General features: G+C 67.1%; 21 protein-coding genes. 10 read left to right on the top strand and 11 right to left on the bottom strand.

Annotated elements, in window-relative coordinates:
- Positions 1-289: 289 nt before the first annotated feature.
- From NKT36_RS18045 to NKT36_RS18035, 3 genes are all read right to left on the bottom strand, one after another.
- Positions 290-1,507, bottom strand: coding sequence for a CBS domain-containing protein (locus NKT36_RS18045; RefSeq protein WP_327054134.1), 1,218 nt, complete (start codon positions 1,505-1,507; stop codon positions 290-292).
- A gap of 526 nt (positions 1,508-2,033) precedes the next feature.
- Positions 2,034-2,183, bottom strand: coding sequence for a DUF7557 family protein (locus NKT36_RS18040; RefSeq protein ID WP_327054133.1), 150 nt, complete (start codon positions 2,181-2,183; stop codon positions 2,034-2,036).
- A 496-nt stretch (positions 2,184-2,679) separates the two neighbouring features.
- The gene (locus NKT36_RS18035; RefSeq protein WP_327054132.1) at positions 2,680-3,048 is read right to left on the bottom strand and encodes a rhodanese-like domain-containing protein; all 369 of its coding nucleotides are present in this window, start codon (positions 3,046-3,048) and stop codon (positions 2,680-2,682) included.
- 296 nt (positions 3,049-3,344) lie between these two features.
- Here NKT36_RS18035 and NKT36_RS18030 point away from each other — a divergent pair, with 296 nt between their 5' ends.
- Both NKT36_RS18030 and NKT36_RS18025 read left to right on the top strand, forming a co-directional pair.
- Positions 3,345-4,184, top strand: coding sequence for an RNA ligase family protein (locus tag NKT36_RS18030; RefSeq protein ID WP_327054131.1), 840 nt, complete (start codon positions 3,345-3,347; stop codon positions 4,182-4,184).
- Positions 4,185-4,301: 117 nt separating this feature from the next.
- Entirely contained in the window at positions 4,302-5,609 is a 1,308-nt protein-coding gene (locus tag NKT36_RS18025; protein WP_327054130.1) for an acetamidase/formamidase family protein, read from the top strand.
- A gap of 84 nt (positions 5,610-5,693) precedes the next feature.
- Here NKT36_RS18025 and NKT36_RS18020 read toward each other — a convergent pair whose 3' ends face one another.
- On the bottom strand, positions 5,694-5,960 hold the full coding sequence (locus NKT36_RS18020; RefSeq protein ID WP_327054129.1) for a ubiquitin-like small modifier protein 1: 267 nt from the start codon (positions 5,958-5,960) through the stop codon (positions 5,694-5,696).
- 261 nt (positions 5,961-6,221) lie between these two features.
- On the opposite strand from NKT36_RS18020, the gene NKT36_RS18015 reads away from it, so the two are divergent.
- Complete coding sequence (locus NKT36_RS18015) at positions 6,222-6,563, top strand: hypothetical protein (protein ID WP_327054128.1); 342 nt, start codon at positions 6,222-6,224, stop codon at positions 6,561-6,563.
- Positions 6,564-6,595: 32 nt separating this feature from the next.
- On the opposite strand, the gene NKT36_RS18010 is transcribed toward NKT36_RS18015, so the two are convergent.
- Both NKT36_RS18010 and NKT36_RS18005 read right to left on the bottom strand, forming a co-directional pair.
- A complete protein-coding gene (locus tag NKT36_RS18010) occupies positions 6,596-7,033 on the bottom strand; it encodes a hypothetical protein (RefSeq protein ID WP_327054127.1) in 438 nt (145 codons plus the stop codon).
- Positions 7,034-7,201: 168 nt separating this feature from the next.
- Positions 7,202-7,783 (bottom strand): archaellin/type IV pilin N-terminal domain-containing protein, encoded by a 582-nt coding sequence (locus NKT36_RS18005; protein WP_327054126.1) that lies wholly within the window; start codon positions 7,781-7,783, stop codon positions 7,202-7,204.
- Between the two features lie 242 nt (positions 7,784-8,025).
- On the opposite strand from NKT36_RS18005, the gene NKT36_RS18000 reads away from it, so the two are divergent.
- Complete coding sequence (locus tag NKT36_RS18000) at positions 8,026-8,472, top strand: DUF6653 family protein (protein WP_327054125.1); 447 nt, start codon at positions 8,026-8,028, stop codon at positions 8,470-8,472.
- Between the two features lie 252 nt (positions 8,473-8,724).
- Here the strand turns inward: NKT36_RS18000 and NKT36_RS17995 are convergent, their stop codons facing one another.
- The 3 genes from NKT36_RS17995 to NKT36_RS17985 all read right to left on the bottom strand — a co-directional run bounded on the left by NKT36_RS17995 (position 8,725) and on the right by NKT36_RS17985 (position 11,566).
- Entirely contained in the window at positions 8,725-9,552 is an 828-nt protein-coding gene (locus NKT36_RS17995) for an ABC transporter permease subunit (protein ID WP_327054124.1), read from the bottom strand.
- Complete coding sequence (locus NKT36_RS17990; protein WP_327054123.1) at positions 9,549-10,466, bottom strand: ABC transporter ATP-binding protein; 918 nt, start codon at positions 10,464-10,466, stop codon at positions 9,549-9,551. Before NKT36_RS17990 ends, NKT36_RS17995 begins: the two co-directional genes overlap by 4 nt.
- A 401-nt stretch (positions 10,467-10,867) precedes the next feature.
- Entirely contained in the window at positions 10,868-11,566 is a 699-nt protein-coding gene (locus NKT36_RS17985) for an ArsR/SmtB family transcription factor (RefSeq protein ID WP_327054122.1), read from the bottom strand.
- A 222-nt stretch (positions 11,567-11,788) separates the two neighbouring features.
- Between NKT36_RS17985 and NKT36_RS17980 the strand changes: the two genes are divergently transcribed.
- From NKT36_RS17980 to NKT36_RS17955, 6 genes are all read left to right on the top strand, one after another.
- Entirely contained in the window at positions 11,789-13,450 is a 1,662-nt protein-coding gene (locus NKT36_RS17980; RefSeq protein ID WP_327054121.1) for an acyl-CoA synthetase, read from the top strand.
- Between the two features lie 931 nt (positions 13,451-14,381).
- Positions 14,382-15,908, top strand: a complete 1,527-nt coding sequence (locus tag NKT36_RS17975) for a flippase (protein ID WP_327054120.1) — start codon at positions 14,382-14,384, stop codon at positions 15,906-15,908.
- A 154-nt stretch (positions 15,909-16,062) separates the two neighbouring features.
- Positions 16,063-16,401: an alpha/beta fold hydrolase gene (locus NKT36_RS17970; RefSeq protein ID WP_327054119.1), complete on the top strand. Its 339-nt coding sequence runs from the start codon at positions 16,063-16,065 to the stop codon at positions 16,399-16,401.
- Complete coding sequence (locus NKT36_RS17965) at positions 16,398-18,218, top strand: hypothetical protein (protein ID WP_327054118.1); 1,821 nt, start codon at positions 16,398-16,400, stop codon at positions 18,216-18,218. The genes NKT36_RS17970 and NKT36_RS17965 overlap by 4 nt, the downstream gene beginning before the upstream one ends.
- A gap of 346 nt (positions 18,219-18,564) precedes the next feature.
- A complete protein-coding gene (locus NKT36_RS17960) occupies positions 18,565-19,680 on the top strand; it encodes a hypothetical protein (RefSeq protein WP_327054117.1) in 1,116 nt (371 codons plus the stop codon).
- Positions 19,681-20,020: 340 nt separating this feature from the next.
- On the top strand, positions 20,021-21,130 hold the full coding sequence (locus tag NKT36_RS17955) for a glycosyltransferase family 4 protein (RefSeq protein WP_327054116.1): 1,110 nt from the start codon (positions 20,021-20,023) through the stop codon (positions 21,128-21,130).
- A 75-nt stretch (positions 21,131-21,205) separates the two neighbouring features.
- Here NKT36_RS17955 and NKT36_RS17950 read toward each other — a convergent pair whose 3' ends face one another.
- Positions 21,206-22,078: a ZIP family metal transporter gene (locus NKT36_RS17950; protein WP_327054115.1), complete on the bottom strand. Its 873-nt coding sequence runs from the start codon at positions 22,076-22,078 to the stop codon at positions 21,206-21,208.
- A gap of 125 nt (positions 22,079-22,203) precedes the next feature.
- Positions 22,204-22,875 carry a helix-turn-helix domain-containing protein gene (locus tag NKT36_RS17945; protein WP_327054114.1) on the bottom strand — a complete coding sequence of 224 codons (672 nt, stop codon included), beginning with the start codon at positions 22,873-22,875 and terminating at the stop codon, positions 22,204-22,206.
- Positions 22,876-22,943 lie beyond the last annotated feature (68 nt).

Raw genomic sequence — 22,943 nt, 5'->3', positions numbered from 1 at the left:
TCCACCCGTGATGCAGGTAGCGACTGCTCCGTTCCGCTGTACAGCGCCATACGTGAACAGCTGTCATAGTAATTCGGGCCAACCACCGCTCGTCTTCGAGGCGCGACGCAGGTCCCGTCTACCCCCGTTCGCCGGATTGCCCGCAGGCCAACTCGCTGGATCGGCCGCTGCCTTTCTCACCGCTGGGAACGCCGGTCGAACGAGACCCCGGGGGGTGCACCGACCGTGACGTCTCGACCGGATTCGAACCCGCAACGGCTTCACACGCAGTACGGAGCGGAGGCGTCTGTCATTCTTCGAGCAGCCAGCCGAACCGTTTCTCCCAGTACTCTCTGTCAGGGTGTTTTTTGCTCCGTCCGTGGGTCTTCTTGTCGCGAATCTGGCGCTCCAGGACGTCCCGCGCCTCGTTGAGCGCGTGACTCGCACCGTATCCCGTCCCGGAGGCGATGAACAGCCCCCGGTCGGTGTGCAGGCGGATGCGGGCGAGCAGCAGTGGCGTCCCGCGTCGCTTCTCGTCGTGTTCGTGCAGGTGAATCTTCGCGTCCAGAACGTTCATGCCGTGGTCTCTGTCGTCGAACTTGTCGATCATCTCCACTATCTCCTCGTAGCGCACGTCGTCCAGCATATCTGTGCCGTATATCTGGACGGCCCGGTTGCCGCCAGCCTCCCACGTGAGCGATTCGAGGACGTCCGTTTTCGTGACGATGCCGTCGGGACGCTCGTCTTCGGTGACGACGAGCGACGAGCCGCCGACGTCGAACATCTCGTCGACGGCCGCTTCGAGCGTCTGGGCGGGCCGAATCGTTCTCACCGGTGACGCCATCACGTCCCGGACAGGCAGGTCGAGGATGCGTTCGAGTTCCCCTTCGCGGGCACCGAAGCCGCCGCGCCGCGCGCGCCCTGCACTGTCGGAGATGTCGCCACCGTACGCGTCGGTTCCACCCGGGTCACCGCCCTGGCTCTGCTGGGCGGGCCTGACCGTGAGGTCGATGACGTCGTAGAGGCTGAGGATGCCGACCGCCGCGCTGTCGTCGACGACCGGGAGGTGCGTAATCCGGTGTTCACGAAAGATGTGGAGCACTTCACCGATCGTCGATTCCGAGTTCACCGATACCAGGTCGTCCGTGTACGCCTCGGCGACGGTCGCCGCGTCGAGGAACTCCCTGACCTTCCGGAGGACCCCGTCGACGGTGACGACGCCGACCATGTCCCGACCGTCGAAGACGGGCAGCAGTCGGGAGTCGCTGTCGATCATCAGGCGAGCGACCTTCCGGATGTCTTCGTCGGGAGCGAGTCGCGGGACGTGCCAGACCAGCGACCCGAGCTTTTCGTCGGGCTGGTGATGCGAGGTGGCGAGTTGCCGTCTGGTGATGACCCCCTCGAACTCGTCGCCATGCACGACGACCCCCCGGACGTCGGGGTCGTCGAACGTGCCGACGAGCTTCGAGACCCTCGTATCCGGCGGGTATTCTGCGAATTCTTCCGAGACGATGTCACTGATGTCCATGGATTGGTCCTTTCGACGTCGGTTGGTCGATTCTCGGTACGCCGTGACCGCTCTCCCCCACTATCGCAAGACGAACCCACGTCGTTGGAGTGCAAATAGTCACTGGTCACCGCCACAGCCACAGGGCGGCCGGTGATTCCCGGGGTGGTCGAACGCGAAAGCGTCGCACGCGTGGCTGTCACCGGTGCGCTGTGACGATGCCCCGGGCGTCCCGTTCTCGGCGTGGCTGCTGGGGAAGCGGCGGTGGACGAGTCCAGAAGCGGACAAGGCGTCGCGGGGCCGTCCGCCCCTGGTCCGGTTCAGTCAGTGCTCCGAGGTGGTCGGTCACGACGCGGAGTCGTGCCAACGGCAGCCCCGCCGAAGAAGCCGCTGTCGGTGCCCCAGCGCCCGGCCGGCGACCCGAACGCGCGGCCTGGCGGCCCATCGAACGCACCGGTGGTTCGAGTCCCGGTGGTCGTGGTTAGTTCGAGTCCCGGTCGTGGTTAGTTCGAGTCCCGGTCGTGGTTAGTTCGAGTCCCGGTCGTGGTTATTCCGAGTACCCCTCCGTGAGGAACTCCCCCTCGGTCTCGTACATCGACACCAGTTCCTCGATGAGTTCCGCGTACGATTCGTCCTCCTCAAGGTGTCGGTCAAGTCGCTCCGCGAGTTCGTCGTCTAGCGTTATCGTAACGGTCATGATTGGTGATTTGATTATCGGCGGTGTTTCGTCTTCGGTGACCGCGGCGAGTGCGCCTCGCCCGCGAGCACGACGCGGCGATGGGCCGCCGTCTCGATTCCGGCAGTCCGCCTCCTGCGTCGACGACCGGGGGACGCTGCATCGACTGCCCGTCCATCGCCATGGACGCTTGGGGGACGCCGCATCGACTGCCCGTCCACCGCCCTGGACGCTTCGGAGACGTCTTCGTCGGCACGTACTGCGGTCGAACACGTTCGGTGGCGACTCCGACAGCACGTCGCCGTCTTCGACACCCGTGCTCACAACGTTCTCCCTTGCCATCTCGGTGGCCCGTTCCCCGGCTGTCGCTGGGGAGCGGTCACCACGCTGGCCGGGCTACGTCTCGGACTGCCACTGCGTCACCCCGCAAACGGGTAGGACGGCCGGGTCAATAAGTGTACGTCCCGGACGGAGCGGCGGCGAACCGTCCAGGTGTCCTGCCGTCGATCGTCCGGTTCTATCCCGTCACGCGTCGGAGTAGCGACAGCACGCGATACAGCACCGTCTCGTCCTCGTAGTGTCGCCACCCCTTGAACCCGCCGGAGAGGGTGGTGGCGTCGTAGTCCTGCTCCCGGAGGTGGTCCGTGGCCTTCCGCGCGACGACGCCGGCCTTGCAGACGGTCACGACCTCCGCGTCCGACGGCACCTGGTCTAGGTGGGCGTCGAGCGCTCCGGTGTCGCCCTGCCGCAGGTCGTGGTACACCGGCGCGTTGTAACTCCCGTCGATGTGTCGCTCGCGATAGCTCTCGGCGGGGCGGACGTCGAGCACGAAGACGTCGTCCCGCGACAGTCGGTCGTCGAGGTCCGACGGACGAATCTTGCTCATCGATTCCAATATCGCACCGGACCGGTTTGTACCTTCCCGTCCTACCCAAGGCCTATACGCCGGTGCCCTCCAGTGGATGGTATGCAATCGCCCGCACGTCGTCGCTCGCTGTCGCCGCGAGCGGGGAGTCGCACCCCTGTCACGGGCGGTCGCCACCCTGCCGTCGGCCTCCGTGGGCGGACCCCTGCCGCTGGCGTCCGTAGTCGAAACCCTGCCGCCGGCCTCCGTAATCGGAACCGTCGACGGGCCAGCGACGGCCACCCCTTCGGCCACGCGACGAACGGGGGCCGTCCGCCGTGAAGCAGTTCCCGGCGGTTCCGGACGTCGAGGAGGCCCCCGACTCCCTCCTCGCCGGCGGCCACCTCTGGCTCCAGGAGTCTGTCGACGGCGCGCTTCTCCGGTTCCAGCTCCGGGACTCGGGGATGCTCCGGTTCGGCGACCGCGACCGGACGTTCGACGCCGGCGAGATACCGCCGCCGTACCGCCACGCCGTCCGCCACGTCCGCGAGAACGTCGACCGGTCGGCGCTCCGCGACGCCGTCGACGACGTGGCGTCCGTCGTCTGCTTCGGGGTCGCGACCCACCAGCACGCGGTCGACTACGACTGGGACCGGACGCCATCGTTCCTGGGCCACGACGTCTGGTTCGCGGACGACGAACGGTTCCTCCCGCCGGACGCCGTCGAGAAGCTGTACAGCGGAATCGGTCTGCGGCCGGTGAACGCGTTCCGGAAGGAGGTGCGTGCCGTCGACTTCGACCCTGACGCGTACGGGATTCCGGCGTCGGAGTGGTACGACGGTCCCGCGGCCGGCGTCGTCGTCCGGAACAAGCGCGGCGTCAGGGCCGCGATATCGAACCCCGAAGTCCGAACGCCGGACGAACCGGACGCGCTGGACGCGTCCGCCGTCGATCTGGCCCGAGCGTACGCGACCGACCGTCGATTCGAGCGCGTGGCGGACGGACTGGCTGCCAGCGGACGTCCGGTCACCGCCGACGCGCTGTTCGAACGCGTCTTCGAGACCGTCGTCCGGGAGGAACACCGGCGGCTGTTCGTCGAGGGCCGGGACCTCGACGTGAGCGCGTTCCGCTCGGAGCTTGCCTCGCTCACCCAGCGGTTCGTCGCCGACCGGGACTGATCTCCGGGTCGCTGGTCGCTCGAAACGGTCCTTCCGACCGTTCGTTGCGCCAGCGCACCTCGTCGAAGTCGTACACTATCGTTTAAGATGTTCTCGGGCGTACGTTCGGACGGAACCATGGCGCAGAAAGAAGTACAACAGGAACTGACGGTCGACCAGTACACGCTCGGGCTGGTGGGGCCGGACCAGGAGTGGGCCGGGACCGTCGCCGACGGCGGAACGATCAGGACGCACACGCCGCCGGCGTGCTGGGGACCGATGATAACGCCGGAGTTCCGCGGCGGCCACGAGGTCACGCGGCCCATCCGCGTCGAGAACGCCGAGGTCGGCGACGCCATCGCGCTGAAGATACGGGACATCGAGGTGACGAGCGTCGCGACGAGCACCGGGAGCATGTCCGAGCGCGAGGACGCGTTCGGGGACGACCCGTTCGTCGATCACCGGTGTCCGGAGTGTGGCGCGGAGTGGCCGGACAGCGTCGTCGAGGGCACGGGCGAGGACGCGATCCGTTGCGCGGAGTGTGGCGCGAACGCCTCCTCGTTCGGCTTCGAGTACGGCTACACGGCGGTCTTCGACGACGACCGGACCGTCGGCCTGACGGTCGGCGAGGAGGGTGCCAACGACCTCGCCGAGCGGGCGGCGGATGCGATGGCGCTGCCGCCAAACTCGCGTCAGCACCCCATCCTGCTCTACGAACCGTCGGAGATGCCGGGAACCCTGGCGCACCTCCGGCCGTTCATCGGGAACGTCGGCACGACGCCGCCGGTGGAGATGCCGGACTCGCACAACGCCGGCGACTTCGGCCAGTTCCTGATCGGCGCCGACCACGACTGGGGGCTCGACGACGAGGCCGACCTCGAAAAGCGCACCGACGGTCACATGGACGTCAACGCAGTGCGCGAAGGAGCGGTCCTCGTCTGTCCCGTCAAGGTCGATGGCGGCGGCGTGTACGTCGGCGACATGCACGCGAACCAGGGCGACGGCGAACTTTCGCTGCACACCACCGACGTGAGCGGTCACGCCGAGCTCCAGGTCGAGGTGATCGAGGGTCTCGACATCGACGGACCGCTTCTGTTCCCCAACGAAGCGGACCTTCCCCACATCGCGAAGCCCCACACTGACGAGGAACGCGAGCGCGGCCGTCAGCTCGCCGACGAGTACGGCGTCGACGCCGTCGACGAACTCGGACCGCTCCAGGTCGTCGGGACCGGCGCGACCGTCAACGACGCGACGGAGAACGCCTTCGACCGCGCGGGCTCGCTCCTCGACATGACCGAGGGCGAGGTCCGCGCGCGCTGTACCTTCACCGGCGGGGTCGAGATCGGCCGGCTCCCCGGCGTCGTCCAGCTCACCATGCTCGCTCCGATGGACCGCCTGGAGGAACGCGGACTGGCCGACCTCGTCCGGACGCAGTACGACCTCTGAACCCGCTGCGTTTCCACCCGAAGCGGTACTCCAGCGAGGGTACCGCTCTCCGGCGGAGACCCCCGACCTCGAGTGTAACTCCGGCTACGTTGCTCCGCCCTGGACCGCCGGGACCACCGTCAGATCGGCGTCCGGCGGGCACTTCGTCTCCACGTCGACGCGCTGACCGTCGACGGAGAGGCGGACGCTGGGGCGGAGCGAACCGTCGTCTGAGTAGAGGTGCTGTCGGGCCCGCGGGTACGCGTCGACGAACGCAGCGAGGGCGTCGCTGACGGTGCCGCCGTCGAACGCCACCGGGACCCGCTTGGCACCCGTCGCGCTCCGGAGCGGTCCGTACACGGTCACCTGCACGGGGAGTACTGCGGCGGCCGAGGAGAAAACAGTTCGCTCGGGTCGGCGGCGGCCGAGGAGAAAACAGTTCGCTCGGGTCGCTTCCGTCTCGAACGCCCCGGAAGGGGTAGTCACTCGGGACGGGACGCGCTGGATGGCGGACGACCCACTCCCTGTGACCCCGGGAACGAGAACTGTGGTCGTGTCACGTGACAGCGCCCTTCAGGTGATTTCTACTTTATGGTAATCGGCAGAAGATAAAAGTAGGGGAAGGACTGGTTCATGACTACACTCATGGAAGCCCAGATTCGTACCGAACTTCGAACGCTTCGGGAACAACGACCGGCGCAGTACGGGCTTCTCGACAGTCATCTCTCGGACGTCAGGGACGGCATCGAGGCGTGCCGACGTAACTACCCGTCCACGACGCAGATCGCAGCCGAGCTCGACGACCCCGCCATCACGACGCAGATGCTGGGGAACGTCCTGTCCCTCCTCGCGCGCATCGGGGTCATCGGCATCTACAGCGACCGGAACAACGGCAACCGGTACGACCTGACCGAGTACGACCCCATCAAGATGCAGTACCTGAGTCGCCTCCTCGGGTCGGACCTGACCGCCTGATCGCGTGCAGACCACACTACGTCCGCCGTCTCTTACGACTCGCCCACGTTCCCGTCGACCTCGTCCCACGCGACCGTCCCGTGGTCGGGGCAGGACACCTCGACGGCGTGGGAGAGGTCCGGCAGGCCGCGTTCGAACACGGTGTACAGGATGGCGGCCGTGTGCTGGAGCGCGCTCTTCGGTGACCACTCGGGGTCCCGGGCCCTGACCACTCCCTCCTCGTCGGCCGACAGCGTCAGCGCGTCCTGCCACTTGCAGAACTCCACGAACCGCGCCTGTCCCTCGATGGCGTCGGTCCGGTAGACGTAGGTGCCACCGGCGAACTGGAGATCGAGACGATTCCCGTCGACGTAGAAGTCGATGGACGGGCCCTCGACACTGTCGGCGGGCTCGTGGTCGTGGTGGTGCCGGTACAGTGCCGCGAGACGTTCTCGCTCGCTCCCCGTTTCGGTGGCCCCGTCTGACGACATCACGCCAATATTTCTGCGATACTACATTAATATCTTACTACTCGTTGCGTGAACGGTGGTGTTGTTTCCTATCGTCAGCAGCTGATGATATCATTTCCGGCAATCGACCGCCGGAGATCGGGATGGCGCAGCTTCTGTACGCACCGTCGAGAAGAGGGGTGTCGGTCGTCAGACCGTGACGGCGTTCTTCTGGGAGAGCGACCGCGGAACGGTCACGCGATAGATCGTCGTCGAGCCGTACTGCGTGGTGATCTTCAGCTGGACCTCGTCGCCCTCGTCGAGCGGACTGGAAATCTGGGTCGCGTTCATCGTGATGACGAACCGGTCGTCCTGGCTGTTCAGGACCGGCTGTGAGTCGTCCGTGTCCCGGATCGCCGACACGCTGAAGTTACCGCTGTCGGCCGTGTCGCTCTTCGTCAGCGTCGTCGCCGTGTCCGGACCGATCCACTCGATGGTGGCCGCAGAGAGATTGATGTCGTCGGCGCCGGAGCCGCGCATCACCGTCAGGTTCACGCGGTCGACCGTGTTTCCGTCGACGTTCCCGGAGCCGGAGACGACCGCCACGCGATTGGAGACCTGTGCCGTACTGTCCTCCCCCGTCTGTTCAGCTTTCGTCTGCAGGAAACCCGCCGTGTTGATGAGCACGCCCGCCGCGATCGCGGCGACCAGCACCATCGCGATGAACACGATGAGCGTCCCGATACCGACCTGGCCTCGTTCGTCGAGGCGCTCGTTGAGTGTGTCTTTCATGTTTCTCGGTGTGTCCGTGGATTCGCGTACTAAATAACGGACACTCTGAATCGTCATAACAGCATGGTTTTATAACTTTGCTTCCGTGTCTACTTTCGTATCTATCGGCTGTCTGGTAGCTACAGCAAACATTTTAAAATCTAAACAGCTACCGGCACGAACGCACCACGATGGACGCGGACGACCCTGTGCTGGTGACCGACGGGTGCCGGTTTTTTGCTCGTGGCCGCCGTCTGTCGGGTATGGACGAGCACTCCCGCCGCGAGAGGCCGAGGGACGTGTTCTGGGCCCGCCACTCCAATCCGAAGAGCGGTTGGTCGCGCACGCTCGTCGGTCCGCTGCTCGTGCTGGCGCTGTATCGCCGCGACTGGCGGCTGGTCGCCGTCGCCGTGCTGGCGGCGGTCGTCAACCCGGTCGCGTTCCCGCCGCCGGACGAGGACGTCGACAGCTGGATGACCCGCGCGGTGCGTGCCGAACGCTGGTGGCTCGGCGAGGGACGCGGCACGGTCGGCCTCGGCTGGCCGAACGTGCTCAACGCGCTGAACGTCCCGGCGTTCGCGTACGCTCTGTACGCCGCCTACGAACGCACGCCCGCCCGGGCCGTCGTCGCGCTCGCGCTCTCGACGGCGCTGAAACTCGGGTGGATCGAGGTCGTCGCTCGACGGTACGACGCCACGGTCGAACGGTAAGTGACCCTCGAATGTGGGCTTCAGGGCGACGGTTTCCGACTGGGCTCGTCCGGTCGCTGCCGGACCGTGTCGTCCCTGCCGTGTCCGTCGAACCCGTCGTCGATTCCGGTCTGGTCCGTTGGGACCTCCCACAGACGCCCGGTCGCGTCGGCGTCGCGGGACGCGTCGCTGGAGCGTTGAAATTCGGGGCTCCCCCGCGTTTTCATGCGTCCGCCGGGACCGATGTACTCGCCACCGGTGACCTCGCAGTCGTCAGGCGAGCTGGGCCCGGCTGAACCGCCAGCGACCGAACGCCAGCGGGAGCACGATCCAGAGACCCAGCACCAGAAATCCGAACCAGCCCTGTTGCCAGACCCCGTCCACGGCCCCGTTCGGGTCCACGGAGGCGACGGTCGAGAAGGCGAGGTTGAACGCCTGCTGGGGGTTCAACGCGCTGATGAACGAGACCGTGCCGTCCCGGAACGACTCCGACCCTATCCCGAAGTTCCGGAGGACGAGCGCCAGCGCGAACGTGAGGACGTTCCACAGCATCGTGAAGAGGATGACCAACCCGAACCCTCCGATGACGACGATGTTCTCCGAGCTGAATCCGGCGGACAGACCGACGCCGACGCTGACGAACGCTGCACCGAGCACGAGCGCGAGCAGTACGAAGGCGAGGTAGTCGACGGCCGGGAGCGGTGCGCCGAGTGTGAGGATGACGCCGCCGCCGACGAGGAAGCCGACGATGGCGGCCAACGAGACGACGGCAGTCCGGCCGACGAACTTCCCGACCACGACGTCCGTCCGGGTGTGCGGCAGCGACAGCAGCAGCTTCAGGCTGCCGGACTCGCGCTCGCCGATGACCGACCTGTATCCCGTCAGGATACCGATGAGCGGGAAGAAGGTCCCGACCGGCGTCGAGAGAGCGAGGAGGACACCGAGCTGCTCCGCTCCCTGCTGGTCGATCGCGTTCGTCAGCTTGATGAAGAAGTACGACGCCCCGGCGACGAAGAGGACGAACACGGCGACGAGGGCGAGCAATCGCCGGGAACGGGCGGCGTCCTGGAAATCCTTCTTCGCGACCGTAATCCAGCTCATGCCGGGACCTCCTCGCTCTCGGTGTAGGCGGCGAACAGGTCCTCGAGCGACGACTCCTCGGTGGCGAAATCCAGGACTTCGACGTCCGTTTCCTCCAGGGCACTGAGGACGGTCGTCTTCGAGCCCTCGCCGACCGTGACGGAGATGGTGCCGTCCTGTCCGGAGACCTTCGAGACGTCGTCACAGCGCCTGACGGCCCGGATCGCTTCCGACGTCACCTCCGGAACGGAAACAGTGAGCACCGTCTCGGTGTCCATCGACCGGCGGAGCCCACGGATGGAGTCCTCGGCGACGAGCTGACCCTCGTTGAGGATGCCGACGCGGTCGCAGACGGCTTCCACCTGTTCGAGGATGTGGCTGGAGAAGAAGACGGTCGCGCCCCGCTGGTTCTCCTCCATGATTATCTCCCGCATCTCGCGGGCACCGTTAGGATCGAGGCCCGTCGACGGTTCGTCGAGGATGATGAGGTCCGGGTCGCCGACCAGTGCCATCCCGAGGGCGAGTCGTTGGGCCATCCCCTTCGAGTACTCCCCGGCTTTCCGGTCGGCGGCCTCGGGGATGCCGACGCGGTCGAGTACCGCCATCGGGTCGTCGTTCGATTCTTTCGAGTCGATGGCGAACTCGACGTGCTGGAGTCCGGTCAGTCGGTCGTAGACCTGGAAACCGTCCGGGAGCACGCCGATCCGCTGGCGGATAGCGTGCGACTCCTCGTGGGAGTCGTGACCGAGGACGGTCGCTTTCCCGCTCGTCGGTTGGATGAAATCGAGCAGGACGTTTATCGTCGTGGACTTTCCGGCCCCGTTCGGACCGAGGAAGCCGAATATTTCCCCTTCCTGGACCGTGAGGTCGAGATCGCGGAGGGCGGTGACGTCACCGAACTGCATGGTGACCCCTGTGAGACCAATTGCTGGCATCGCGTCCGCACATGAATACGCCGAACGAAATGATAGTATTGATTGCTCGGGATGATGAAATATTCACGGGGCGATTGCTGACTTAGGAACCACCTCTCCGAAGTTCACAGTCAGCAACCGCTCTCTTACGCTCGTCTCTGACGATACCGACTGTGGTTGGAAGCACCGGAAACCGGGGACGGTTCCCCGCACGACCGATTATTCAACCTGAGATACCTGTTTGTCTGGTTATGGTAACGGCACGGTAACCGTGGCTGTCGCTCCCGGCGGCGGTCCCGGTGGGCTGGCGGGCCGGTCGGGGCGCGGTCGTCTGCGAGGCACTGCCAGCGGGACTGCTCCCGCCAACCCATCCGTGCATCGTCGGCGTGGAAGCACCTGTCGGGGTCGGGCACCTTGCGCCGTCATCGGACCCCTCCACAGCGCTCACGTCCCCCGTAGTCGTCCCGGAGCGGGACGTACCGGAGGCGGTACCAGAGCGCGAACAGGACGAGGGCGGCGAGCGTTCCGACCAAGAACAGTTGGACGCTGGGCTGTCCCAGGAGGTCGAACGCCCGTTCGACCAGGGAGGGCTGCTGGTGGACGGTCGTCGTCGACTTGGTCGCGTCGGTGGTGACGTACGCCTCCTCGCCGCTGGTGCCGCCGCCCTCGCGGTCGGTCGTGGCCCACCCGGAGACGAGGCGAACGAGCAGGCTGGTGACGGCGACGAGCGATATCGCCCCGAAGAGCCGTTCGAGGGCCTTCACGAGCGAGGGGGTCGCCGTGTCGTCCCCGGCGACGAGCACGAGCGACTCCTTCGTCGGCGCGTACACCGTCATCTCGTTGCCGCGTTCGGAGTACCACGTTCCGCTCTCGCCGACGAGGTCGACGTCCTCGAGTTTCCCGAGGTGGTACTGCACGTTCTGGATGGACGTGTCGAGTCGTTCGGCGAGGTCCGACGCCGTCGCCGGTTCCTCGTACAGCGACGACAGCACCCGGCGCGTCGTCCGCGCGGACAGGACGTCGAACACCTCGTCGGCGCTCTCGTCGTCGAGTTCGAGTATCGTCGACTCGCGGTCGGGGTCCGGCTCGACGGGAGTCCGGCGGGGAAACAGTCGACTCACGCGTGTGCTGGAGTCTCTGTCCGCGGACAATAGCTCTTTGTCAGGGTGAAATCCCCATTTTAGTCATCGTCACGCCGCGATTCGTCGCCGGTCGTCTCTGCTGGTCGTCTCCTCGCCCGGTCGTTCCACCACCCACTTGGGTCGTTTCACCACTCACTTTATATCATGTTGGCGAGCAGAGGGGAGAAAGAATTAAGCGCCCGTCGGTTGCCACGACACGTGATGACGCAGCACAACCTGGACGACTACGACGCGTTACGGGAGTCGTTCGACTGGAGCGACGTCTTCGACGAGGCTGACTGGGACGCCCCGGAACGGTTGAACGTCGCCCACGAGACGGTCGACCGATACGCCGACGACCGCGGGCGGGTCGCCCTCTACTGGGCGGGAACCGACGGCGAGCGCGAGACGGTGAGCTTCTGGGAACTCGCCGAGCGTTCGAACCGGTTCGCGAACGTGCTCTCGGAACTCGTCGACGCCGGCGACAGGGTCTTCTCCTACATGCCGCGGGTTCCCGAACACTACGTCGCCCTGGTCGGGACGCTGAAGACCGGCGCGGTCTGGGGGAGCATCAACGAGCGGTTCGGTCCCGACGGCATCGCCTACCGACTCGACGACTGCGACGCGAAGGTGGTCGTCACCACCGCCGACAACCGCGACACCGTCGCCCGGGCGCTCGAGGACGTCCCGTCCGTCGACCACGTCGTCGTCGTCAGCGACGACGGCACCGGTATCCGGCGCGGCGACGTCAGCTACCACGCCGCGATGGCCGACGCCAGCCGCGAGTTCGAGGTGGCCGAGACGAGCGGCGACGACGACGCCCTCCTCTACTACACCAGCGGCACGACGGGGCCCGCTAAGGGCGTCCTGCACGAGCAACGCTGGCTCGGCGGCGTCGCGGCGACCCAGCGGTACGCCGTCGACCTCCAGCCGGGGGACATCTACTGGAGCACGGGCGACCTGGGCTGGCTGACGGGCGCCATCAACACCCTGGGCGCGTGGTTCTGGGGAACCAGCCAGTTCGTCTACGAGGGCGAGTTCGACCCGGAGACGTGGGCCGACCTGCTCGACGAGTACCCCATCTCCGTCCTCTTCAGCGTCCCGACGGCGTACCGGATGCTCCGCGAGCACGACGAACTCCTCGACGACGTCTCGCTGGACCTGCGGCACGCGCTCTCCATCGGCGAGCCGCTGAGCGCGGGGGTCGTCGAGTGGGGCGAGGAGACGCTCGACGTCACCATCCACGACACCTACGGCCAGACCGAGACGGGCAACATGATCGTCAACAACTACCCGGCGATGGACGTCCGCCCGGGGAGCATGGGCAAGCCGCTCCCCGGCATCGAGGCCGCGGTCGTCGACCCCGACACCGGCGAGCGCCTCCCGCCCGGCGAGACGGGCGAGATCGCTCAGCGCGGCGACTACCCCTGCTTCTTCGCGGGGTACTGGGAGCAACCGGCGAAGACCGAGGAGTGCTTCGTCGGCGACTGGTACCTCTCGGGCGACCTCGGGTACGTCGACGAGGACGGCTACTTCTGGTTCGAGGGTCGCGCCGACGACGTCATCCTCAGCTCCGGCTACCGCATCGGTCCCTTCGAGGTCGAGAGTTCGCTCGGGGAACACGAGGCCGTCGCGGAGGCGGCCGTCGTTCCGAAACCCCACCCGGAGCGTGGCAACGTAGTGAAGGCGTACCTCGTCCTCTCTGAGGGATACGAGCCGTCGGCCGACCTCGAGGCGGACGTCAAGGACCACGTGAAGTCGGAACTCGCCGCCCACGAGTACCCCCGCGAGGTGGAGTTCGTCGACGAACTCCCCAAGACGGTCACCGGGAAGATACGCCGGACGGAACTGCGCGACCGGACGGGCGACGCCGGGGAGGAGTGACGACCAGGGTGGGCCATCCAGTTCTTGCCGTCTCGGTTACCTGTCGGAATCGTTTCAGTGACTGTGCTTAGTAACCAATTAACAAAGGGGTCACCTGTGGAACAGTAGTGTGAGCGGAGGAACTCGACAGAGGGTGACTCACTGCTCGTTCGCTGTCGCCCCCTCTGCTCACGCGCTCTAACCCAGCATTCCCCCCTTCGCCGGCGACACGCTCCACAGCACCAGCAGTCGAGCCCGTCGCCCTCGGGACCGGGGTCGTCCTTTCGGCGACTTCGTCGTCCCTCCGTCCAGCGTCGCCCTCTCCCGGAACTTCGACGGCCTCTCTCCGTCGGGACGCCCGACGGTCCACCGTCGCGCCCGTATCCGGCGCTCCGACGGTTGCTCGCCTCGCTCTCGTACCGCTAGAGAGATTCTAACGCCGCGACTACACCGGAGTGGTCGGTCCGGCGACCGAACCGGCGGGCGACGAGCGCCGCGGTCCCCGGACTCCTCGTCGTACTGAATCACCTGGCTGTCGTTCCCTGGCCTGCCCGCGAAGACGCCTCCGGTCGACGTGAGCGACGCTCTCGCAGCGCGCCCGCCGTTTCAGGCACTGATTGTGGCAGTCGTCGCCGACAGGGAAGGGCGCTCGCCGGAGCGGTCTCGCCGCAGCACTCGACGCGGTGCCCGTCGACGAGCGTGCGACGGGCTCTCGTCCCCCCGACCCGGTCGGCGGCGTGGTCGAGGTGGGTCAGTGGCTCGTACCGCTCAGTCGACAGTCCCCAGCGCGTCTTTGGGGCCGCCTACGGGGCGGTACAGGAATCATAACAAAGCATGTCGTCGGTCTGGACCATCGCAAATGCGAGACGGGAGACGACACTGCACGAGTTGTCGCGAGCTAACCACCGTGACGACCCGCCGGGGGTCGGGGTGTGGGAACGAGTAACCGCGTATGGGTGCGAGTAACCGGAACCTCATCGAACTGCTGTCGAGCTCGGTCCTGATAATCGTCGGCGTCGCCTTCTCGTCCGTGGGGCGCCTCGTCGAGCGGGTCGTCGTCGCGCACGCGTTCTCGCCGGCGGTGTACGGCGAGGTGACCATCGGTCTGGCGGTGCTGACCCTCGGGAGTTCGGTCTCGCTCGTCGGGATGAACCACGGGATTCCGCGATTCCTCTCGCGGTTCGACGACGACCGCGACGTCCGGGGCGTCGTCGTCCTCGGACTCGCTATGGCCGTCGCCACGAGCATCGGGCTCTCGCTCGTCTTCTTCGCGAACGTCGACTTCGTCACCACCTACCTGTTCGACGGGGGCTCCTCGTACGAACTCCTGCGGATGTTCATCGTCGCGATCCCGGCCACCGCCGTGCTCACGGTCGGGGTGAGCGCCCTCCGCGGGCAGGAGAACACGCGGCACAAGCTCTACACGAAGGACATCCTCCATCCGGTGCTGCGCGTCGCGTGCCTGGGCGTCCTGCTGTGGAGCGGGTGGAGCATCGTCGCCGTGGGGTACGCCTACCTCTTCGCCGCGCTCGCGACGAGCCTCGTGGTGTACGCGCTCGTCGCCCGTGAGTTCAGCCTCCTCGGGCCGGTCCGGTTCCACGCCCGCGAGCTGCTCGCCTTCTCCGCGCCGCTCGTGCTGACGATGCTCATCGGCGTGCTGCTGACGCGCATGGACACGCTCATGCTCGCGTACTTCCGACCGTCGGACCAGGTCGGACTGTACAACGCCGCCTACCCGCTCGCGAACAGCCTCCTGCTGGTCGTCTCCTCGTTCGGCTATCTCTATCTCCCGATGACGTCGCGGCTCGACGCCGACGGCGAGCGCGAGGAGGTGAACGAGCTCTACCAGCTCACCACGAAGTGGGGATACGTCATCACGTTCCCGGCGTTCCTGGTGTTCGTCGCGTTCCCCGGCGACATCGTCTCGATGTTCTTCGGCGCGGAGTACGCGGCAGGCGGCACGGCGCTCGCCATCCTCGCGGTCGGATTCTTCACGAGCGCCGCGCTCGGCCGGAACCGCGCGACGCTCTCCGCGCTGGGGCACACGAAGCTGATACTGCTCGCGGACTCGGTCACCATCGCGCTCAACTTCGTCTTCAACATCGTCCTCATCCCCGGCTACGGGTTCGTCGGCGCGGCGGTCGCGTCGACGAGCGCGTACGTCATCCGGAACCTCTCGCTCAGCACGGCGCTCTGGCGTATCAGCGGCATCACGCCGCTGTCGCGGCCCACGGTCGTGACCTACGTCGCGCTCCCGGTCGCACTGCTCCCGGTCGGACTCTTCGGTTCGGACGTGCTGACGCTCACGCTGCTGACGCTGCCGGCCGTCCTCGTCGTCACCGGGCTGCTCGGGCTGGTCGTCGTCTGGGCGGCCGGCGGTCTGCAGCCCGAGGACGTGACCATCGTCGACTTCGTCGAACAGGCCACGGGCCTCGACCTCCCCGTCGTCCAGCGATACATCCCGGCACAGAGCGAGTGAGGCTGGCGCTTTGACGCGAAGGTCCCATCCGCGTCGCGCTCGAAACCGCCGTGGCGGGACGCCGTTCCGGAACGCGGCGGTTCCGCCCGCCGCTTAAAAACGCCCTCACCAGCGAGAGCACGGCCGCCCCGTGCACCCGGGAAATGAATGAGGCATGCAGACAGTTGTCTCGGAAGATGGCACGGGGTTCGCGGACGAACGAGTCGGGTCGGGACCGCCGATGGTCCTCCTCCACGGCGGGTCGACCACGCGCAGGACGTGGGACGCCATCCGCCCGCACCAGGGGGACGATTCACGCACGTCGTCCCCCGACCGCAGGGGGCGCGGCGACTGCGGCGACGGCGAGGAGTACGGCCTCGACCGGGAGGTCGCCGACCTGCGCGCGCTCGTCGACGCCTTTCTTCCGGCGGCGACACGGCCGTCGAATCCGCGGCTTCAGCCACTGCATAACAAAGGGTGGTGTCGGGGTATCACCGAACGGAATCGTCAATGACGTTGCTCGAGTCGAAGCGACAGCGAGGCAAGGCCGCGCTCGTCGCGGGCTATCTCGCGCTCGCCGTCGCGACCGTCGTCGCGTATCGCTCACCGGCCGAGGCGTACGAACTGTCGATATACGCCGCCACGCCGCTGACGTACTGGGTCGGTGCGGCGATCGCGATGCTCGTCGGCATCTGGCTGGGTTTCTCGGCCGACGGGCGACTCCGGACCGTCGCGCTCTTCCTGGCTGGCCTCGCGACGCTCGGGTTCGCCGGGTTGCCCGTCGTCCGCGGCTACCACTACTTCGGCGCGGGCGACGCCCTGACCCACCTGGGCTGGGCCCGCGAGATAGCGGCCGGGCAGAAGGAGGCGTTCACGCTGCTCTACCCGGCCCTCCACACGACGAGCGTGTTCCTGCACGACGCCACCGGGTTCCCGCTCAACCGGACGATGCTGGTCACCGTGCTGGCCTTCGTGGCGCTGTTCCTGGTGTTCGTGCCGCTGTGCGTGCGGGCAATCGACGCCGACGGCCTGACGACGGCGATAGCCACCTTCGCGGCGCTGCTGCTGTTGCCTATCAACGGCATCAGCCTCTTCAACCAGCCCCATCCGGCCACACAGGCCGCGCTCTTCCTGCCGTTCCCGCTGTACCTCGCGGTGAAGTACATGGGCGTTCCGTCCGACACCCGCCTCCCGTTCACCGGCACCTCCTACGCCGTACTGTTCGCGCTGTCGCTGGTCGGCGCTGTGCTCGTCCACCCACAGCAGGCGACGAACGTGTTCCTCCTGCTCTCGGCCTTCGTCTTCGTCCGCTGGCTCACGCGTCTGGTGCGGTCGGACGGTCTCATCGTCGACCATCGCTCGCTGCTCGAACACACCGGTCTACTCGGCCTGCTGTTGCTCGTGTGGATTCCGACGCACGACCGCGCCAGCGGGTCGATGCAGTACCTGGCGAGGGAGCTCCTGTTCGGACCGTCACCCGTCGGCGGGACGATCAAGCAGCGAGCGGGCGGGCTGTCCCAGCTCGGCACCAGCATCGAGATAATCTTCGTGAAGATCTTCCTCGTGACCCTGGTGTTCTGCGTCATCGCCGCCCTGCTGATGAGCGCGGGCGTGTTCAACGTCATCCGCGACCGCCCCGTGAACGCGTTCGCGACGTACGCCGCCGTGGCGATGCTCCCGCTGTCGGCGGTGTTCGCCGTCTACCTCGCGACGAGCTACGGCGAGTACCACTTCCGCCAGCTCGGATTCATGATGGTCCTCATCACCGTCGTCGCCACACTCGGCATCGCACGCTTCGTGGCGCTCGCCGAGACCCGGTTCGGCGGCAGAAGGGTGCTGTCGGTGGCGATCGGCGTCTTCTTCGTGGCCGCCATGGTGCTCTCGGGCGTCTCGTTCTATAACTCTCCGTACATCCTGAAGTCGAACTCGCACGTCACCGAGGGCCACATGACGGGCTACGAGCACGCCTTCGAACATCGCGGCGACGTCACCGTCACCGGACTGCGCGCCCCGGGCGAACGGTACGCGGACGGTCTCTACGGCGTTCGCGAGGAGGACCCGCGGTCGTACCTCGGGCGGAGCATCTACGCCACCACGCCGCTCGTCGGGGAGAACTTCACCGCCGAACGGATGCAAAGCTACTACGGGTCCGAGCGACTCCTCCCGATAACGAACTCCTCGCGGCTGCGTGAGACGGCGGTCCTCGAGGGGCTCCGGTTCCCCTCGGAGGGATTCCGGTCGCTGAACAGCCACCCCGGAGCCGACAGGGTGCAGTCCGGCGGCGGGATGAACACCTACCTGGTCCACGGGACGAACTCGACGACGGTCTGACCGCTGCCGGACACCGGTCGCTGGTCCTCCGCCGCGGAATCGCAGCGACCGCCTCGCCGTCCGGGCTCTCGGCTCTCTGGGCCCCTGGCGTGAGCGAGCCGTGCTGGGACCGGACACGGCCGTCGTCCGTCCGTTGATTTCCGGTATCCCGTCGTTTACCGAGCCACGGATTACCGCTCCGGTTACTCTCTAGCGAGATATTATTAAACGATTCCTGAAGCATTGAAGCCGATACCGGAAGTTTATTAATTGCACTCTAAGCATTGACCATCGCATGGCACGCGATGGTTGCAGTGACGCACGCGAGAATAGTAACGACGGCACCGCTCTCCAACGCCGTTCGTACATGAAACTCCTCGGCGCGACTGGCGCCACCCTGGCCGGCGCAGGGATGGCCAGCGGCGTCGCAGGCGCGAAGGACTACCGGACCATCACGGTCCCGTCCGGCGGTCGCAAGGTGTTCCGGGTCGGCTCCGGCGAGACGCTGGAGAACCTCCTCATCGACTGTACGGCGTCCGACGCGGACGCGCGCATCGTCGCCAGCGGCACCGGCTGGACCATCCGCAACGTCGGCTTCAAGGGCGAGATGGACCACGGCGCCTCCGGGGGCTACCCGAACCACATCGCCGCGTCTGGCGAGGGCCGCATCGAGAACGTCTACGTCGGCAACGGCGTCGTGGGCGGCACCCGCAAGGGCGGCATCGGCGTCGGTGCCAACCACTCCGGCCACATCGACCTCGTCCGGACGCACATCGCCGGCTGGTCGGACAACGGCATCTACGCGGCCGGGATGGCCCGAAGCAACGGCGGCCACGGGACGCTCGCGTTCGATTCGTGTTACCTCCACGACAACAACGTCTCTAGCCTCCGCATCGCCTCCGGCGGCACCACGGTCAAGAATACTGTCGTCCACAACACGGGTAACGCCCCGACGGTGTCGACGTGCGGCTGCGTCAACGCCCGCGGCGTCTACGACGGCTACGGCACCGAGAGCGACGTCGTCACGTTCGACAACGTCGACATCAAGTGCACGGACGGCAACACGAACGGCGCCACCTCGGCGCTGGTCGCCGCGAAGACGACCTTCGAGGTCAAGAACTCCCAGGTCGATGGCGAGCTCATCGGGAACGTCGACACCACGAACGTGGGGAACGACCCCGACGTCACCCCGCCCGAGGGCGTCCCGATGACCGCCGAGGAGGCGGCGAAGGGCGCGAGCTCGGCCGGCAGCACCGGCGGGTCCGCCACCACCAGCGACGACTCCTCGACCGACGGCGAATCGACCACCTCGGACGGCGACGCGACGTCCGACTCCGACGGCCTGTCCAACGCGGAGACGACCGACACGAAGTCGAAGCAGAAGTCCGCTTCGGAGGAGACGTGGTGTTTCGAGACCGGCGACGGATCGAGCTACTGCATCTCCCTGTCGCGGCTCAGCAGAATCCTGGCCCGGTACTTCTAGGTTCGGTCCTCGCACGAGGTCTGCTCCGGATTTTTCTGCAGCGCCGACCGCTCCAGCGGTGATTCCATCGGCCGTCCCGGAGACCGTCACGGGCCGACGGATGCGTGGTTCGTTCCGCGTCAGCAGCCGATTACCCGCGAGTACACGGTCCCTGCGTCGCCGTTGTCGGCTCATTACAAAATGGCTGAACGGAGACACACGAACGATTCCAGCAATGAGCGGCACCCCAGAGGAGACGTTACGTCGGTCGGAGGTTAAGCATGAACAACCCGAGAACGCCGCCGTCGACAATCGCGGAGTAGCCGATAAAGTTCAGGATACCGACCAGCTCGCCATCGGAATGTACTATCCGACGGCCGGGTCGGTACACACCAGCGGTATCGTGACGTACATCCGGGAGACGGTGCGGGCGCTCTCAGGGGCCCATTCCCCGTACCTCTACACGGAATCGGAGGCCGCGACGCGGGCGGTCCAGCGCGCGGGGGCGGAGGTCGTTCAGATAGACCGTAACGGTCTCGGCGAGCGAACCGAACGATTACTGGAATATTTCTCCCGTGCGGGGCTCGGGACCGCGAAGGTCCTGCAGCGGCGACTGCCGACGCTCGTCGCGGCCCGACAGGACGGCACCCTCCGTCACCTCTCCGACACCCTCGACGTCGTGGTCACCCACAACTACCTCGACGATATCCTGCTCTCGAACGTCGTCGACGTCCCCGTCGTCACAGTCTTTCACGGTGTTGCGCAGGTAGGGGCCGGAGCGAAGCTCTGGAACCGGTTCTCGAACGGGGACGGCGTCGTCGCGAACTCGCGACACACCGCCGAACGGCTGGAGCACCACTTCGACCGCGAGGTCGACGGTGTGGTCTACCCCGGCATCGACCTGGAGACGTTCCGGCCCGACGTCGAACCCGCGTTCGACCGCGACGAGACCGTCGTCCTGTTCGCCGGCCGGTTCACGGAGGAGAAAGGGGTTCTCGACCTGGTGGACGCCGTCACCCGGCTCCCGGCGGACCACCACCTCTGTCTCGTCGGTCGCGGCGACGGCGAGCGCGTCGAGTCGCACGCCGCCGAGCGCGGCGTCAGGGACTCCGTCACCGTCCTGGGGTCGGTCCCCCACGAGGCCATGCCCCGCTACTACCGCGCCGCGGACGTCGTCTGCAGCCCCACGCACTACGACAGCTTCTGCATGGTGAACGTCGAGGCGATGGCCTGTGGCACGCCGGTCGTGACCACGGCCATCGACGGCGTCACCGAGTACGCGACCGACCGCGAGACGGCACTCCTCGCCACGCCCGGCGACGTCGACGAACTCGCCGACGCCCTCGTCGAGGTGACGACCTCGCCGGACCTGCGCGACCATCTGCGCGACCGCGGACTGGCCACCGCCGAGCGCTACTCCTGGGAACGGTCGGCAGAGCGACTCGCCGACGTCTGCCGGCGCGTCAGCTGACCGTCGGTCGCCGACTTCGACGGTGCGTCGACCGTGCGCGGGTCGCGCCGTCCTGCGCGCCACCGTGAACGGGCGTCAGCCAACGACCCACCAGGCGGCGACGACCGCCGCCGCGCCGACGACGGCGCTCGTGGCCGCGTGGGCCCGCAGGCGGTCGCGGAACGCGTGGACGTCGCCGTCGAACGACCCGGCGGGACAGCTCTCGCTCCCGGTCGTGCACTCGGGGAGCAGGTCCACGGCGACGTGGAGGAACACGCCCGCAGCGACGCCGAAGAACAGGCCCTGGAGTCCGCTGTTCGGCGCGATTCCGAGGATGCCGACCGGGAGCGCGACGAGTCCGACCGCCGCCGCCGGCAGCAGCAGCGCGCCAACCGAGCGCCGCTGGTCCGCGAGTCGACGTGCGGCGGCGTAGCCCGCCGGGGCCTTGTGGGCGACGAGTGCCACGCCGAGAACCGACGTGAGCGACGGCATCGTCGTGTAGATCCCGCCGATGATGGCGCCGGCGAACAGCGCGTGCACCGTCAACTCCGCCGTCGTCCGGTCGACGGGCACGTCGAGGTGCGTGAGCCGGTGGCCGAGCGTGTGCCCGACGTACCCCGCGAGGAAGCCGACGGCGATGCCGAGGCTCCCGAAGCGGCCGTGCTGGCCGAGCGCCTGCGGGACGAGGAAGAGCGCGGCGCTCGCCACCATCGCTCCGCTGGCGAGTCCGTACTCCCACACGGGTTCGAGCGGGTGCTCGGACGCCGCTGCGCGGGCGCCGAGCGGTGCGCCCAGCGCCATCGCGCCGAACGCCGTCCACGAGATCGCGACGAGCTTCCAGTTGACCCCCGTCCCCAGCGCGACCACCGTGAGCGCGACGAGGGCGAACCCGCCTGCCGCCCCCAGAAGCCACCCCTGCCCGACGTCGCGGTGCCGTAGCCGTTCCCGTACCGCGTGTTCTCCGACCATCTGTGTTATTAACTACGAACTGGATATTATTAACAGTTCTGCCGATTCCCACGGGTCGAAACGGAGCCTCCGGCTCGCTGCTGTGCACGCGTCGTTCGCCTCCCGGTCGCGGGCGGCTCCGACGATCAGCGCCGCGAGGCGGAGCTGTACGCCGAGACGAGTTTCGACTCGACCCGCTGGAGGTGTTCGCTCACCGTCCCGGGCGAGAGGTCGAGTTCTGCCGCCAGGGCGCGATGCGTCGTCTCCCGCGGCACCTCGTAGTACCCCTCCTCGACGGCGAGGTCGAACAGTTCGAGCTGGCGGTCGGTCAGCACCGAGGCGAGTCGGTCCGGCGACGGCTCGTACTCGCCCAGCCGTTCGACGTCGAGGCGGACGCCGTCTGGCAGGTCCGCTGCCGCTCGCTGGATGGCCTGGCTCGTCCCGATGACCGTGACGGTGAGTCCGCGGTCGTCCGCGGCGTCGACGTAGCGCATCGGCCAGTCGAGGACGATGTCGTGTTCGCGGAGGATGGCCAGGAGGTCCTCGACCAGTCCGGCGGTCCGGCACTGGACGTACGCGACGCCGCGTTCCCCGGTCCCGGTGACGTCGTACTCGATGGCGTCCTCGGCGGCGGCGAGGAGTGTCCGGGCCGCCGCCAGGTCGCCGGAGAGTTCCAGCAACTCGACGTACCGTCCCTCGTGGACGGGACTCACGTAGCGGACCGCTTCGACCGCCACGGCGTCCGACGACGCGAAGATGTCGTCGACGGGGTGGACCGGGCGGTCGTTCCAGACCAGGGTCACGGTCGCGTATCGCATCGCCGGGACTTCCCGCCGCGGACGGTTAAATCCGTCTAGGATGCTCGGGTCAAGACGTACCGTCGTCG

Origin of the sequence: Halomicrococcus gelatinilyticus (genome assembly GCA_024227995.1) — an archaeon.
GTDB lineage: Archaea > Halobacteriota > Halobacteria > Halobacteriales > Haladaptataceae > Halomicrococcus > Halomicrococcus gelatinilyticus.
This window is presented reverse-complemented; position numbering and strand designations above follow the sequence as displayed.

Coding starts and splice junctions, on each gene's coding strand:
- NKT36_RS18045 (WP_327054134.1), bottom strand. CDS start 1,507: ATGGACATCAGTGACATCGTCTCGGAAGAATTCGCAGAATACCCGCCG.
- NKT36_RS18040 (WP_327054133.1), bottom strand. CDS start 2,183: ATGACCGTTACGATAACGCTAGACGACGAACTCGCGGAGCGACTTGAC.
- NKT36_RS18035 (WP_327054132.1), bottom strand. CDS start 3,048: ATGAGCAAGATTCGTCCGTCGGACCTCGACGACCGACTGTCGCGGGAC.
- NKT36_RS18025 (WP_327054130.1), top strand. CDS start 4,302: ATGGCGCAGAAAGAAGTACAACAGGAACTGACGGTCGACCAGTACACG.
- NKT36_RS18015 (WP_327054128.1), top strand. CDS start 6,222: ATGACTACACTCATGGAAGCCCAGATTCGTACCGAACTTCGAACGCTT.
- NKT36_RS18010 (WP_327054127.1), bottom strand. CDS start 7,033: ATGTCGTCAGACGGGGCCACCGAAACGGGGAGCGAGCGAGAACGTCTC.
- NKT36_RS18005 (WP_327054126.1), bottom strand. CDS start 7,783: ATGAAAGACACACTCAACGAGCGCCTCGACGAACGAGGCCAGGTCGGT.
- NKT36_RS18000 (WP_327054125.1), top strand. CDS start 8,026: ATGGACGAGCACTCCCGCCGCGAGAGGCCGAGGGACGTGTTCTGGGCC.
- NKT36_RS17995 (WP_327054124.1), bottom strand. CDS start 9,552: ATGAGCTGGATTACGGTCGCGAAGAAGGATTTCCAGGACGCCGCCCGT.
- NKT36_RS17990 (WP_327054123.1), bottom strand. CDS start 10,466: ATGCCAGCAATTGGTCTCACAGGGGTCACCATGCAGTTCGGTGACGTC.
- NKT36_RS17980 (WP_327054121.1), top strand. CDS start 11,789: ATGACGCAGCACAACCTGGACGACTACGACGCGTTACGGGAGTCGTTC.
- NKT36_RS17975 (WP_327054120.1), top strand. CDS start 14,382: ATGGGTGCGAGTAACCGGAACCTCATCGAACTGCTGTCGAGCTCGGTC.
- NKT36_RS17970 (WP_327054119.1), top strand. CDS start 16,063: ATGCAGACAGTTGTCTCGGAAGATGGCACGGGGTTCGCGGACGAACGA.
- NKT36_RS17965 (WP_327054118.1), top strand. CDS start 16,398: ATGACGTTGCTCGAGTCGAAGCGACAGCGAGGCAAGGCCGCGCTCGTC.
- NKT36_RS17960 (WP_327054117.1), top strand. CDS start 18,565: ATGAAACTCCTCGGCGCGACTGGCGCCACCCTGGCCGGCGCAGGGATG.
- NKT36_RS17955 (WP_327054116.1), top strand. CDS start 20,021: ATGTACTATCCGACGGCCGGGTCGGTACACACCAGCGGTATCGTGACG.
- NKT36_RS17950 (WP_327054115.1), bottom strand. CDS start 22,078: ATGGTCGGAGAACACGCGGTACGGGAACGGCTACGGCACCGCGACGTC.
- NKT36_RS17945 (WP_327054114.1), bottom strand. CDS start 22,875: ATGCGATACGCGACCGTGACCCTGGTCTGGAACGACCGCCCGGTCCAC.